Origin of the sequence: Curtobacterium sp. YC1 (assembly GCF_016267665.1) — a bacterium.
GTDB lineage: Bacteria > Actinomycetota > Actinomycetes > Actinomycetales > Microbacteriaceae > Curtobacterium.
This window is the reverse complement of record NZ_CP066341.1, coordinates 3064297-3078089: the sequence shown is the minus strand read 5'-3', so window position 1 is coordinate 3078089 and position 13793 is coordinate 3064297. Positions and strand designations below refer to the sequence as shown.

Sequence of the window (13793 nt, the reverse complement as noted above, 5' to 3'; positions counted from 1 at the left end):
TGCGCACGGGCCGCCGTTACGGTTTCCTTGACAGTGGCCGGCATCCGCCAGCCGGGTCGGCCCTGCCGACCGACACCGGAACGGCCGCGTCTGACGGCCCCGGTCCCAGAAGTTCGGAGTCCTCGTGTTCAGAGCGGTCGCGCGCATCATGCGCACCCCTGATCTTCGCAAGAAGATCGGCTTCACCCTCGCGATCATCGCGCTGTTCCGTCTCGGGTCGTACATCCCGGCACCGTTCGTCGACTACACCGCCGTGCAGAGCTGTCTCGCCAGCGCGTCGTCGTCCGGCGGTCTCTACGACCTCATCAACCTCTTCTCCGGCGGAGCGCTGCTGAAGCTCTCGGTCTTCGCGCTCGGCATCATGCCGTACATCACGTCGTCGATCATCGTGCAGCTGCTGCGCGTGGTGATCCCGCACTTCGACTCCCTCTACAAGGAAGGGCAGTCCGGCCAGGCGAAGCTGACGCAGTACACGCGCTACCTCACCATCGCGCTCGGTGTGCTGCAGTCGACGACCCTCATCACGGTCGCCCGCTCCGGAGCGCTCTTCGGCACCAACGCGTCGCCTTCCTGCACGTCGATCATCTCGAACGACAGCTGGTACGCGATCATGCTCATGGTCGTCACGCTGACCGCCGGTACCGGCCTCATCATGTGGATGGGCGAGCTCGTCACCGAGCGCGGCATCGGCAACGGCATGTCGCTGCTCATCTTCACGTCGATCGCGGCGCAGTTCCCGTCGGCGCTGTGGGCCATCGAGCAGTCGCAGTCCTTCGAGCTCTTCCTCTTCGTCATCCTCGTCGGGCTGGTCATCATGATGGCCGTCGTGTTCGTCGAGCAGTCGCAGCGGCGGATTCCCGTGCAGTACGCCAAGCGCATGGTCGGACGACGGACGTACGGCGGCAACAACACGTACATCCCGATCAAGGTGAACATGGCCGGCGTCGTGCCCGTCATCTTCGCGTCGTCGCTGCTGTACCTGCCGGCCCTGGTCGCGCAGTTCAACCAGCCCTCCGACGGCTCCGAGCCGGCGGCGTGGGTCACCTGGATCCAGAACAACCTGACCTCGGGTGACAACTGGTTCTACATGGTCCTGTACTTCCTGCTCATCGTCGGGTTCACGTACTTCTACGTGGCGATCACCTTCAACCCCGAAGAGGTCGCCGACAACATGAAGAAGTACGGCGGGTTCATCCCCGGCATCCGTGCCGGCCGCCCGACCGCCGAGTACCTCGACTACGTCCTCACCCGGGTGACGCTGCCCGGTTCGCTCTACCTCGGTCTCATCGCGCTCATCCCGCTGGCAGCACTGGCGCTGTTCGGCGCGAACCAGAACTTCCCGTTCGGTGGCGCGAGCATCCTGATCATCGTGGGTGTCGGTCTCGAGACCGTGAAACAGATCGACTCGCAGCTGCAGCAGCGTCACTACGAAGGGCTTCTCCGTTGAGCGCACGTCTCATCATCGTCGGACCTCCCGGAGCCGGGAAGGGCACCCAGGCAGGCCGGATCGCAGAGTCGTTCGGGATCCCCGCGATCTCGACCGGCGACATCTTCCGCAAGAACGTCGCCGAGGGGACGCCGCTCGGGGTGCAGGCCAAGGCGCTCATGGACGCCGGCGAGTACGTGCCGGACTCGCTGACGAACGAGCTCGTCAAATCGCGTCTGGCCGAGGCCGACGCCGAGCACGGCTTCCTGCTCGACGGCTACCCCCGCACGGTCGGACAGGTCGAGTACCTCGACGCCCTGCTCGCCGAGCAGGGCACCGGCATCGACGCGGTCGTGCAGCTGGTCGCCGACCAGGACGAGCTCGTCGGTCGTCTGCTCAAGCGCGCCGAAGACCAGGGCCGCAGCGACGACAACGAGGAGACGATCCGTCGTCGTCAGCAGGTCTACGCCGAGCAGACGGCGCCCATCGTGGCCGCCTACGGCGAGCGCGGCCTGGTGGTCGACGTCGACGGACTCGGTGGCATCGACGAGGTCGGCGACCGCATCCAGTCCGCCCTGGCGGGTCGCGGGCTCACCGCAGCCGTCTGACGCCGTGGTGCGGTTCCGCAAGCCCTCGATCTACAAGACGCCCGACGAGCTCCGCGCCATGGTGCGTCCGGGGCTCCTGACGGCCGAGGCGCTCGACGCCGTCCGTGCCGCGGTCCGCCCCGGCATCACGACCGGTGAGCTCGACGCGATCGCCGAGCGGACGATCCGCGACGGCGGCGGGATCCCGAACTTCCAGCTCGTGCCCGGCTACCGCCACACGCTGTGCGTGTCCGTCAACGACGAGATCGTGCACGGCATCCCCGGGGACCGCGTCCTCGCTCCGGGTGACATCGTCTCGGTGGACGCCGGCGCCGAGGTGGACGGGTGGAACGGCGACAGCGCCTTCACCGTGGTGGTCCCCGGTGGCGACGCGTCTGTCACTACCGCTCGACAGACGCTCTGCGACACGACGGAGCGGTCGCTCTGGCACGGGATCGCGGCGCTCGCCACGGCGAAGAACCTGCACGAGGTCGGTGCTGCCGTCGAGGACGCCATCGAGGAGACGGGTGCCTGGGGCATCGTCGAGGACTTCACGGGGCACGGCATCGGCCGGTCCATGCACGAGGACCCGCCCGTCTTCAACTACCGCGTCCGCGGTGCCGGCCCGGCGGTCAAGCCCGGCTTGGTCGTGGCGATCGAGCCCATGGTCACGGCGGGCACGATCGACAGCTCGACGGACGACGACGACTGGACGGTGCGGACGCTGGACGGTTCGGACGCGGCCCACTGGGAGCACAGCGTCGCGGTGCACGCGGACGGCATCTGGGTGCTCACGGCCGCCGACGGCGGCGCCGGGGCGCTCGCGCCGCTGGGTGTGACGCCGGTCCCGATCCCGTAGGACGCGCCTCCGGTCCGGTTCCGCAGTGCGCGCGCCGCTCGCGGACGGCCTGGAGGCGCGGCTCGCCCCCGCCTCGCAGCGCACGCCGATCGACGGTCCGGGAGACGCCGTCGTGACGCCCCGATGACGGCGCGACGCCGTCGTGTCCCCCTGACGTCGGGTGACGGGTGACGGGAGACGCCGTCGTGTTCCCCTGACGCCGTGACGACGGCGAGACGCCTTCGAAATCGGCGGCGTCTCACGCGGATCACGGCGTCGAGGGGTGACGCCGGCGTGTTGCTGGACGAGCCACGCCAAGACGCCGGCGTGTTGCCCGGACGAGCCCCGCCAAGACGCCGGCGTGTTGCCCGAACGAGCCACGCCAAGGCGGTGGCGTGTCGCCGGGACGCCGGCGGCCGCCGTCAGTTGCCGACGGAGCAGGTCCGCTCGGACGCGCTCTGCCCGGTGATCGAGGACGGGAGCGGGGTCGCCGTGGCGGTCGGGGTCCTGGTGGTGCTCGGCGTCGGGGCCGTGCTGCCCGTCGCCGCACCGGGGGTGCTCGGATCCGCGGACGGCGCTTCCGTGCCCCCGGACGATCCGGCTGCCCCGGAGCTCCCCGAGGACGTCCCGCCACGCGACGGCGACTCCTCGGACGCGCGACCGGTGCTCGAGTCGCTCAACGATGACCGCACATCGTTCTGCAGGGCGACGTTGAGCGTGTGCGCGGTCTCCTGGTCGACGATCACCCGCGCCTTGTCGGCGGGGTCGTCGGCGACCGGGTACTGCACGAAGAGCATGTTCGCCGTGCTCATGCCCCGCAACGCCGAGGCGAGCGCGACGAGCGTGCGGGGTCGTGCGAGTCCGTCGGACAGCGTCATGTTCGACAGGGCGGCCCCGGCCAGCTTGTAGAGCGTGACCGGCTCCGACAGCGTGCCCTCCGCGGTGACCTTGCGGAGCAGCGCGGACAGGAACACCTGCTGGGAACTGATGCGCGCGAGGTCGCTGCCGTCACCGACGCCGTGCCGGGTGCGCAGGAAGGCGAGGGCGTCGGCCCCCTCGAGCGAGTGCGAACCGGCGGTCAGGTGCAGCCCGGTGAAGGTGTCGTCGATCGGCTCGGCCACGCAGACGTCGACGCCGCCGAGCGCGTTCGACATCTCGATGACGCCGTCGAAGGTGATCAGGCCGGCGTAGGGGATGCTCAGGCCGGTCAGGTTCTCGACCGTGTCCACGACGCACGAGACCCCGCCGTTGCCGAGTGCGGTGTTGAACATCGCGGCGGTCGCGGCGGGGTAGGTGGTGCCGGTGGCGGGGTTCGTGCACGCCGGGATCGGCACCATGAGGTCGCGGGGGAAGCTGACGGCCGTGAGCTGCTGGTGGTCCTGCGAGATGTGGACGAGCATCGTGACGTCGTTGCGGGCGCCCTCGACGTCCTCGTCGGAGTCGAACTGCCCGACGCGGGTGTCGCTCCCGATCAGCAGGATGTTCGCCCCGCCGTCGATGGCGGTGATGTCGGCGGTCCGCGCGGTGCTCTGGTCGTCGGTGCTCAGCTCGACGGTCTCCGGAGCCGCTGCGAGCTGTGCACCCGCGATCGCGGCGACGCTCGTGCCGCTGACGAGCAGGACGGCCAGTGCCGATGCCACGACGGTCACGAGCGTGGTCCAGCTCCGCCGCCGGGCCTGCTTGCCGTGTCGCGCGAAGGGGCGTCGGGTGGCGTCGGGCACGTGGTCTCCGTTCGGTGGTCCGGCGCGCGTTGCGTCGCGGCGGACGTGGGTGCGTGGCTGACTCCAGCCTCCGCGCGCGTGCACGCCCCGAGCGCACCGTCACACCACTCTGGACCGCTCGGAGCCGGTCGGGCAGCCCCAGACGTGGGGCCGTCCGCGCCCGCACTTGGCAATTGCGGGTTTACCACATAAGATCGATCTTTGGTGTGTCATGCCCTCTCGGGTGTGGCGACCGACCCGCAGACCGGTTCGGGGATCACACCAGTTCCACAACCAAGCGACAGTGAGGCTATGGCCAAGAAAGACGGCGTCATCGAGATCGAAGGCTCGGTGCTCGAAGCTCTGCCCAACGCGATGTTCCGCGTTGAGCTGACGAACGGACACAAGGTCCTCGCGCACATCTCCGGGAAGATGCGCCAGCACTACATCCGCATCCTCCCCGAGGACCGCGTGATCGTGGAGCTGAGCCCGTACGACCTGACCCGCGGCCGGATCGTCTACCGCTACAAGTGATCCGCGAGCTGGAAAGGAACGGCACGGCAATCCTGCCGAGCACGAAGCCAGCGAGCACGAGGAAAGAATCATGAAGGTCAACCCCAGCGTCAAGCCCATCTGCGAGCACTGCCGAGTGATCCGTCGCAAGGGCCGCGTCATGGTGATCTGCAAGAGCAACCCGCGTCACAAGCAGCGCCAGGGCTAGTCCCCGGCGCGTGACCGGCTCCGGCCCTGTCCATCGGACACCCGGCTGCTCGAGCACGACCCACAACTGAAGATCGACAACGCAGTACCAGAACCCGGTCGCACGACGGCCGGGGGACACCTCGGGGCGGAGGCCCGGGCACCGGTACTGCGCCACACCTCCATCGACAACAGGAGCAGCCAGCACATGGCACGTCTAGCAGGCGTCGACATCCCGCGCGAGAAGCGCGTGGAGATCGCACTCACGTACATCTACGGCGTCGGCCGTACCCGCGCCGTCCAGGCACTCGCGGAGACCGGTATCTCCGGCGACATCCGCGTCAAGGACCTGACCGACGACCAGCTCGTCGCCCTCCGCGACTTCATCGAGGGCAACTTCAAGGTCGAGGGTGACCTCCGCCGCGAGGTGGCCGCCGACATCCGACGCAAGGTCGAGATCGGTAGCTACGAGGGTCTCCGCCACCGTCGTGGTCTCCCGGTGCGCGGTCAGCGCACCAAGACCAACGCGCGTACCCGCAAGGGACCGAAGCGCACCGTGGCAGGCAAGAAGAAGGCCCGATAGGAGATCATCATGGCTACCCCCAAGACTGCCGCGCGCAAGCCGCGCCGCAAGGAGAAGAAGAACGTCGCCGTGGGCCAGGCCCACATCAAGAGCACGTTCAACAACACCATCGTCAGCATCACCGACCCGTCCGGTGCCGTCCTCAGCTGGGCGTCCTCGGGTGCCGTCGGCTTCAAGGGTTCGCGCAAGTCGACGCCGTTCGCGGCGCAGCTCGCCGCCGAGTCCGCTGCGCGTCAGGCGCAGGAGCACGGCGTCAAGAAGGTCGACGTCTTCGTGAAGGGCCCGGGCTCGGGTCGCGAGACCGCGATCCGCTCCCTCCAGGCCGCTGGCCTCGAGGTCGGCTCGATCAACGACGTCACGCCGCAGGCGCACAACGGGTGCCGCCCGCCCAAGCGCCGCCGCGTCTGACGCGAGGAGCAACCGGCCGCGCCCTGCTCGTCCCCTGACGGGGCCGGGCAGGGCCCGCGGCCATTCCTGGTCGTTCGATCGCGCACGTGTGTGCGCGTGATCACAACTCAACAGACCCGTCGGGGCCCACGCGGCCCCGTCGTACCGCCAAGTGTCATATAGCGGACACTTCGCCGAAAGGAATCCCACAGTGCTCATTGCACAGCGCCCCACCCTGACCGAGGAGCCGATCTCCGAGCACCGCTCGCGCTTCGTCATCGAGCCGCTCGAGCCGGGCTTCGGGTACACCCTCGGCAACTCGCTGCGCCGCACGCTCCTCTCCTCGATCCCCGGCGCGGCTGTCACCAGCATCCGCATCGACGGCGTCCTCCACGAGTTCAGCACCGTTCCCGGTGTCAAGGAAGACGTCACCGAGATCATCCTCAACATCAAGAGCCTGGTCGTCTCCAGCGAGCACGACGAGCCCATCACGGCGTACCTGCGCAAGCAGGGTGCCGGTCAGGTGACCGCCGCGGACATCTCCGCGCCGGCCGGCGTCGAGATCCACAACCCGGACCTCGTCATCGCGACCCTGAACGACACCGCGCGCTTCGAGCTCGAGCTCACGATCGAGCGTGGCCGCGGCTACGTCTCGGCAACGCAGAACCGTTCCGAGTTCAGCGAGGCCGGGCAGATCCCGATCGACTCGATCTACTCGCCGGTCCTCAAGGTCACCTACCGCGTCGAGGCGACGCGTGCCGGTGAGCGCACGGACTTCGACCGCCTGGTCGTCGACGTCGAGTCGAAGCCGGCCATCACGCCGCGCGACGCCATCGCGTCGGCCGGCCGCACGCTGGTCGAGCTGTTCGGGCTCGCCCGCGAGCTCAACACGGCTGCCGAGGGCATCGAGATCGGCCCCGCGCCGGTCGACGCGGTGCTCTCGAACGAGCTGCAGACCCCGATCGAGGACCTCGACCTGTCGGTCCGCAGCTACAACTGCCTGAAGCGGGAGGGCATCAACACGGTGTCCGAGCTCGTCGCCCTGTCGGAGACGCAGCTCATGAACATCCGCAACTTCGGTCAGAAGTCGGTGGACGAGGTCAAGGACAAGCTCACCGAGCTCGGCCTGTCCCTCAAGGACACCGTCCCCGGATTCGACGGCGCCCACTTCTACAGCGGGTACGACGAGGACGAGTCCAACAACTGACCTCGCGCTCACGCGCACGCGCACTGACAGAGTGCGCACCACCATCACCACTGGAGAACTGACATGCCGAAGCCCACCAAGGGCCCCCGCCTCGGTGGCGGTCCCGCCCACGAGCGCCTGCTCCTGAGCAACCTCGCCAACGCCCTCTTCACGCACGGTCGCATCACGACCACCGAGACGAAGGCTAAGCGCCTGCGTCCCGTCGCCGAGCGTCTCGTGACGTTCGCGAAGCGTGGCGACCTGCACGCGCGTCGTCGCGTGATCAGCATCCTGCGCGACAAGTCCGTCGTGCACACGCTGTTCACCGAGATCGCCCCGCAGGTCGAGGACCGCCAGGGCGGCTACACCCGCATCACGAAGCTCGGCTTCCGCAAGGGCGACAACGCCCCGCTGGCGTCGATCGAGCTCGTCCTCGAGCCGGTCTCGAGCACCCCCGCGCCGGTGAAGCGCAACGCGGCTCCGGCTGCTGCTGCCGCTCCGGTCGAGGAGCCGACCGCCGACGAGACCACCGAGGAGGCCCCGGTCGAGGAGACCGAGACCACCGAGGAGTCCGCTCCGGTCGAGTCGGAGACCGAGACCGAGGCTGCCGCCGAGGTCGAGGCCGACGCCGCCGAGAAGGCCGACGACACCAAGTAGTCGCTGCCCGGACGGGCACCGCACCACCACGAGGAAGCCCCCGCGACCCAGCGTCGCGGGGGCTTCCTCGCGTTCCACAGCTGACACCGGTCGGCTCGGCCCACGGGTACCGTGACCGGGCGGGGCACAGGGAAGGAAAGCATGGCGTTCCAGCACGTGGCAGGGCTCGGCACCCGTCTGTGGCGGTGGAGCCGGACGTCCGGCACGCAACCGCGTCTGCTGCACGCCGCCAAGGCCGCGACCGCCGCGGTGATCGCGTGGTACGTCGCGCAGTACATGCCAGGGGTGGCGGCGGAGTACCCCTACTACGCCCCGCTCGGCGCGGTGGTCGCGATGCAGGCGACCGTCATCGCGGGCATCCGGAGCGGGGTCCAGACCCTCATCGGCATCGCGCTCGGCATCCTGATCGCGGGCTTCACGATGTGGGTCGGCGACCCCGGGTTCCTCGCGATCGCCCTGGCCGTGGGCGTCGGGGTCCTGGTGGGCGGGTTCCGGGTGCTCGGCGAGGGCAGCTCGTGGGTGTCCACCGCGGCGCTGTTCGTCCTGCTCGTCGGCGGCGCGCACGCCGAGGGCTACTCGTTCGGGTACCTCGTGCAGATGGCCGTCGGTGTCGTGGTCGGGCTGCTCGTCAACTTCCTGGTGTTCCCGCCGCTGCACTTCTGGGACGCCGAGCACCGCATCGACGCGGTCAACGGCGTGCTCGCCGACCACCTGCAGGGGCTCGCCTCGGTGCTCGAGGAGGGCAAGCGGGACGAGAAGGCGTGGGACCACCAGCAGGACCGGCTCGACCAGGCGATCGCCGACGTGCGGTCGCGCGTGGCGATCGCCCACGAGAGCCGACGCCTCAACCCGCGCGGAGCGCTCCGCGGGTCGCGGGCACGGCTGCAGAAGGACGGTGCGCGGTTCCGTGCGCTCGAGCGGGTCGCCTGGTACACGACCGACCTGACCGAGCTGGTCGCCCGATCGGGCCCGGTGTCCGAGGGGCTCGGCCGGCCCGACCCGGCGTTCGCATCCCCGATCGCGACGGCGCTGCGCCAGATCGCCGCGACCATCCGGGGTGAGTCGCCCGAGGAGGAAGCGGACGCCGCCATCGCGGACCTCGAGCAGGCGCTCGACGCCTCGCGCGAGAACCCCTCGCACGTCGCCGTGACGGCCGCGGCCCTCGTGGCGCTGCGGGGGATCGTGGAGTCCGAACGGCGTGCCACGGACGACCTCGACACCCGCACCGGACCGTCGGCGTTCGGTCGCCCGCGCGGCTGACGACGCAGCGCCCGGTCACCGCACCGGTCGCCGGTCTGGAGGCGCGGGTCGTCGCCGGTACGGTGGTCGCGTGGACGAGACGGTCGCGGTGCAGGACGACGACGGCGCCGACCCCGGCGTGCGGCTGCGGCTCGACATCGCCTACGACGGCGCCGCGTTCTCGGGGTGGGCCCGGCAGCCCGGGCTCCGGACGGTCCAGGGGGCGCTCGAGAGTGCACTGGCGACGGTGTTCACCCGCTGGGGGGAACCGCCGCTGCTCACCGTCGCCGGGCGCACCGACGCCGGCGTGCACGCCACGGGACAGGTCGCGCACCTCGACCTCAGCGCGGAGCAGTGGGGTGCGCTGACGGCCAAGCGTGGGGCGGGGCGCGCACCGCTCGACGGGTTGGTCAAGCGGGTGAACGGCATCGCCGGACCGGAGGGCGACGTCGTCGTCACCGGCGCCTCGCTCGCGCCCGAGGGGTTCGACGCACGGTTCTCCCCGCTCTGGCGACGGTACGAGTACCGGATCGCGGACGCCGACGCCCCGCGCGATCCGCGTCGGCGTGGGCACACGGTCTGGCACGCGGCGCGGCTCGACCCGGCAGCGATGGAGCGCGGTGCGCTGACGCTGCTCGGGCTGCACGACTTCGCGACCTTCTGCAAGCCGCGCGAGGGGGCGACGACCATCCGGACGTTGCAGCAGTTCCGCTGGGACCGCGAGCCGGACGGCGTGCTGGTGGCGCGCCTCCAGGCCGACGCCTTCTGCCACTCCATGGTGCGTGCGATGGTCGGCGCGACCATCGCGGTCGGCGAGGGCCGCTTCGGGCCGGACCGTCTCGAGGAGCTGCGCGTCGCCCGGACGCGGACGAGTGCGTTCAAGACGGCACCGGCCAGGGGGCTGACCCTGACCGAGGTGGGGTACCCGGCCGACGATGAACTCGCGGGTCGCGCTGAGCAGACCCGGGCCCGCCGCACGGAGGACGGTGCCGTCGGGTCCTGACCGCGACGCACCCCGAACGCGGGTGGAACGGATCGTTCACCCGCCGGAAACCTGAGCGACCGCGCAGGTCGCTAGCGTTCGAGGGTCACCCGTCCCTCACCGAAGGTCAGCATGCCCAAGCTCCACGGACGCACTGTGCTGTGCGCCACGGTCGCCGCGACACTCCTCGCCGCACCACTCGTCACCGTCACCGCAGCCACCGCGAACCCGCAGGGCACCGACCTCGTCATCCAGGAGGCCTACCTGAAGGCGGGGAGCACGGGGGCCTTCTACGACCAGAAGTTCGTCGAGATCGGCAACCCGACCGACGCCCCGGTCTCGCTCGACGGGTGGTCGCTGCAGTACCGCTCGGCGACGGGCACCGGCACCTTCGCAGCCAGCGCGCTCGAGGGCACCGTGCCTGCGAAGGGCACCTTCCTGGTGTCGATGGCGGGCAACGGGGGAGCGAACGCGGTCGGCGCCGACCTGCCGACCGCCGACGACACCGCGTCGCTCAACCCCTCCGGCACCACCGGCACGCTCGTGCTCTCCGACGCCACCGCGCCGCTCGCGCTCGCCGCCGGCCCGGTCGCCACCGGTACCGAAGGTGTCGTCGACCTGCTCGGGTACGGCGCCTCGAACACCTCCGAGGGCGCGGTCCGCACCGTCGAGGGCGGGAACGCCGTGCCGAACGGGCTGGTGCGCCAGGGCACCACGGACACCGACGACAACGCCGCCGACTTCTCGGTGACGACGACGCTCACGCCGCGCAACGCCGCGGGTGAGACGACGGCGCCGACCGGGCCCACGGAGCCGACCGATCCGGGCGACGGCGAGAGCCCCGCGCCCGGCACCCCGGCCGAGACCGTGACGATCGCGCAGCTGCAGGGCGCCACCGACACCTCGCCGTACGCGGGGAAGACCGTGACCACCGACGGTGTCGTGACCGCGGTCTACGCCACCGGTGGCCTCAACGGCTACACGATCCAGACCCCGGGCACCGGCGGTGCGATCGACCTCGGGTCCCGCACAGCGTCCGACGCCGTGTTCGTCTTCTCGTCGGCGACGGCCGGCCTGGTGCAGCAGGGCGACCACGTCCGCGTCACCGGTGCCGTGTCCGAGTACTTCGGCCTGACCGAGCTCACGGTCCCGGACGCGGCATCGCTCGAGCAGCTCCCCGGCGCCGTCGTCGCCCCGCAGCCCGCCGCGGTCGCGTTCCCGTCGTCCGACGCGCAGCGCGAGTCGCTCGAGAGCATGCTCGTCGCACCCCAGGGCGCCTACACGGTCGCCGACAACTACACGACGAACCAGTACGGCGAGGTCGTGCTGGCCAGCGGGACGAAGCGGCTGATCCAGCCGACCGAGGTCGGCCGACCGGGCAGCGCCGAGGCGAAGGCCGTCGAGGCCGACAACGCCGCACGCAAGGTCACGCTCGACGACGGTGCGAGCACGAACTTCCTGAGCCAGGCGAACAAGGGCATCCCGGTGTCCTGGCTGACGCAGGGCCCGGTCACCGTCGGTGCCGGGGCCACGTTCTCGGAGCCCGTCGTCCTGGACTACCGCAACAACGGGTGGAAGCTCCAGCCGACCGCGCCGATCACGGGCGCCACCCCGGCGGCGGACCTGCCCGCGTCGTTCTCGAACGTGCGGCAGCCGCTGCCGCAGGACGTCGGCGGTGACCTGAAGCTCGCCGGGTTCAACGTGCTCAACTACTTCCCGACCACGGGCGACCAGCTGACCGGCTGCACGTACTACACCGACCGCGCCGGCGACCCCGTCACCGTGAACTCCGGCTGCGACGCCCGCGGTGCCGCCGAGGAAGAGGACTTCCTGCGCCAGCAGGTCAAGATCGTCAAGGCGATCAACGGCCTGGACGCCGACGTCGTCTCGCTCGAGGAGATCGAGAACTCGGCCCGCTTCGGCCAGGACCGCGACGCCGCCGTGGCGACGCTCGTCGAGGCCCTGAACGCCGCGACCGGCGAGGACACCTGGGCGTACGCGGAGTCCCCGGCCGTCGTGCCGGCGAGCGAGGACGTCATCCGCCTCGCGCTCATCTACAAGCGGGACCGCGTCGCACCCGTCGGCGAATCCACGATCCTGCTCGACGACGCGTTCACGAACGCCCGCCAGCCCGTCGCCGACGCCTTCCGTCCGGTCGGCGGCACGGCGGACGACGACTTCCTGGTGATCGCGAACCACTTCAAGTCGAAGGGGTCCGGCACCGGCGAGAACGCGGACCAGGGCGACGGCCAGGGCGCGTCGAACGCATCCCGCGTGGCGCAGGCGGAGGCCCTCGTGACCTTCTCCGCCGACATGCAGGAGCAGTACGGCACCGACAAGGTGTTCATGCTCGGCGACTTCAACGCCTACAGCAAGGAGGATCCGATGGTGGTCCTCGACGACGCCGGCTACACGGACCTCGGCCCGGCGCTGGACGGTACCGAGTACTCGTACGTGTTCTCCGGGCTGAGCGGCTCGCTCGACCACGTCCTCGCGTCGCCCTCCGCGCTCGAGACGGTCACGGGCGTGGACATCTGGAACATCAACTCGGTCGAGTCGGTGGGCCTGGAGTACAGCCGGCACAACTCGAACGTCTCCGACCTGTACACCGACGACGTGTACCGGGCGAGCGACCACGACCCGATCCTGGTCGGCTTCGACGTGGACGACGCCGAGACGCCGGGCCCGGGCACGGACCCGACGCCTGGTCCGACCCCGGGTCCGGGGACGGACCCGACGCCTGCGCCGACGCCGGTCCCGCCGGGCGACGGGATCACCCCGACGACCCCGATCACGCCCCCGGTCACCGGTGGGACCCCGTCGGTTCCGGTGGCGCCGTCGGAGTCGTCGTTGACGGAGGCGAACCGTGGTGGTGTCTCGGCGCCGGCGACGGCTCGTGCGGGGGAGACGATCACGGTGACGGTCGGCACCGCGTCGGCCGGTGACACGGTGCGTGTGTGGTTGTACTCGTCGCCGACACTGATCGGCACGGCCGTGGTCGCGGCGGACGGCACGGTCCGGGTGACGATCCCGGCGGACACGGTGCCGGGTGCGCACCGGTTGGCGGTGACGGCTGCGGACGGGTCGGTGATCGGGTGGACCCCGATCACGATCACGACGGACGGGCAGTTGGCGTTCACGGGTGCCGAGGGCATGGGTGCTGGTGCGCTGGTGGCGTTCCTGCTGCTCGCGGCGGGTGCGGGCGTGCTGATCGTCCGCCGTCGTCGGAAGGCCGCGACCGCGGAGTAGCCCCCGCGCGCGTTTCGTGAGCAGGAATGGTCGGGTCGCCGTGTGCGACCCGACCATTCCTGCTCACCACGTGCGGTGGTGGCGAGCGGAGGACGGCCGGGAGGCGCGGGGCGGGACCGCACCGCGCCTCCCGGCCGACAGGCGGTCACGTTCGACAACGCGAGCCGCGTCGGCTAGGCTCTCACCTTGGTCTGTGCGCCCCGTGCGCCGGACAGTCAGATGAGCCCTCCAACCGAGGTGTTCCGCCTGCTTCTGCAGGG

At 70.5% G+C, this 13793-nt stretch carries 13 protein-coding genes; 12 read left to right on the top strand and 1 reads right to left on the bottom strand.

All coding sequences use genetic code 11. The annotated features are described in order from the left end of the window. Positions 1-124: 124 nt before the first annotated feature. From secY to map, 3 genes are read left to right on the top strand one after another with little or no spacing between them, the layout of a single operon-like run. Complete coding sequence (gene secY, locus I8920_RS14520) at positions 125-1447, top strand: preprotein translocase subunit SecY (protein ID WP_198656986.1); 1323 nt, start codon at positions 125-127, stop codon at positions 1445-1447. Further along, positions 1444-2034 (top strand): adenylate kinase, encoded by a 591-nt coding sequence (locus tag I8920_RS14515; protein WP_198656985.1) that lies wholly within the window; start codon positions 1444-1446, stop codon positions 2032-2034. Before secY ends, I8920_RS14515 begins: the two co-directional genes overlap by 4 nt. Before the next feature lie 58 nt (positions 2035-2092). Next, a complete protein-coding gene (map, locus tag I8920_RS14510; protein ID WP_232832898.1) occupies positions 2093-2872 on the top strand; it encodes a type I methionyl aminopeptidase in 780 nt (259 codons plus the stop codon). Between the two features lie 401 nt (positions 2873-3273). Here the strand turns inward: map and I8920_RS14505 are convergent, their stop codons facing one another. Continuing rightward, positions 3274-4572, bottom strand: a complete 1299-nt coding sequence (locus I8920_RS14505) for an LCP family protein (protein WP_198656984.1) — start codon at positions 4570-4572, stop codon at positions 3274-3276. Positions 4573-4863: 291 nt separating this feature from the next. On the opposite strand from I8920_RS14505, the gene infA reads away from it, so the two are divergent. From infA to I8920_RS14460, 9 genes are all read left to right on the top strand, one after another. Next, positions 4864-5085, top strand: coding sequence for a translation initiation factor IF-1 (gene infA, locus I8920_RS14500; protein ID WP_017885509.1), 222 nt, complete (start codon positions 4864-4866; stop codon positions 5083-5085). 70 nt (positions 5086-5155) lie between these two features. Then, positions 5156-5272 carry a 50S ribosomal protein L36 gene (gene rpmJ / locus I8920_RS14495; RefSeq protein WP_022903266.1) on the top strand — a complete coding sequence of 39 codons (117 nt, stop codon included), beginning with the start codon at positions 5156-5158 and terminating at the stop codon, positions 5270-5272. 186 nt (positions 5273-5458) lie between these two features. After that, entirely contained in the window at positions 5459-5833 is a 375-nt protein-coding gene (gene rpsM / locus I8920_RS14490; RefSeq protein ID WP_058728274.1) for a 30S ribosomal protein S13, read from the top strand. Between the two features lie 9 nt (positions 5834-5842). Next, entirely contained in the window at positions 5843-6241 is a 399-nt protein-coding gene (rpsK, locus tag I8920_RS14485) for a 30S ribosomal protein S11 (RefSeq protein WP_017885507.1), read from the top strand. A 190-nt stretch (positions 6242-6431) separates the two neighbouring features. Next, positions 6432-7427 (top strand): DNA-directed RNA polymerase subunit alpha, encoded by a 996-nt coding sequence (locus I8920_RS14480; protein ID WP_198656983.1) that lies wholly within the window; start codon positions 6432-6434, stop codon positions 7425-7427. A gap of 63 nt (positions 7428-7490) precedes the next feature. Then, a complete protein-coding gene (gene rplQ / locus I8920_RS14475) occupies positions 7491-8063 on the top strand; it encodes a 50S ribosomal protein L17 (RefSeq protein WP_198656982.1) in 573 nt (190 codons plus the stop codon). Positions 8064-8204: 141 nt separating this feature from the next. Then, entirely contained in the window at positions 8205-9323 is a 1119-nt protein-coding gene (locus I8920_RS14470; protein WP_198656981.1) for an FUSC family protein, read from the top strand. A gap of 70 nt (positions 9324-9393) precedes the next feature. Next, positions 9394-10305: a tRNA pseudouridine(38-40) synthase TruA gene (gene truA, locus I8920_RS14465; protein WP_442873563.1), complete on the top strand. Its 912-nt coding sequence runs from the start codon at positions 9394-9396 to the stop codon at positions 10303-10305. A 111-nt stretch (positions 10306-10416) separates the two neighbouring features. Then, the gene (locus tag I8920_RS14460; RefSeq protein ID WP_198656980.1) at positions 10417-13533 is read left to right on the top strand and encodes an ExeM/NucH family extracellular endonuclease; all 3117 of its coding nucleotides are present in this window, start codon (positions 10417-10419) and stop codon (positions 13531-13533) included. Positions 13534-13793 lie beyond the last annotated feature (260 nt).

Bases quoted from the DNA above. Each gene is read 5' to 3' on its own strand.
- map (WP_232832898.1), top strand. From the start codon at position 2,093: ATGGTGCGTCCGGGGCTCCTGACGGCCGAGGCGCTCGACGCCGTCCGT.
- infA (WP_017885509.1), top strand. From the start codon at position 4,864: ATGGCCAAGAAAGACGGCGTCATCGAGATCGAAGGCTCGGTGCTCGAA.
- rpmJ (WP_022903266.1), top strand. From the start codon at position 5,156: ATGAAGGTCAACCCCAGCGTCAAGCCCATCTGCGAGCACTGCCGAGTG.
- rpsM (WP_058728274.1), top strand. From the start codon at position 5,459: ATGGCACGTCTAGCAGGCGTCGACATCCCGCGCGAGAAGCGCGTGGAG.
- rpsK (WP_017885507.1), top strand. From the start codon at position 5,843: ATGGCTACCCCCAAGACTGCCGCGCGCAAGCCGCGCCGCAAGGAGAAG.
- rplQ (WP_198656982.1), top strand. From the start codon at position 7,491: ATGCCGAAGCCCACCAAGGGCCCCCGCCTCGGTGGCGGTCCCGCCCAC.
- I8920_RS14470 (WP_198656981.1), top strand. From the start codon at position 8,205: ATGGCGTTCCAGCACGTGGCAGGGCTCGGCACCCGTCTGTGGCGGTGG.
- I8920_RS14460 (WP_198656980.1), top strand. From the start codon at position 10,417: ATGCCCAAGCTCCACGGACGCACTGTGCTGTGCGCCACGGTCGCCGCG.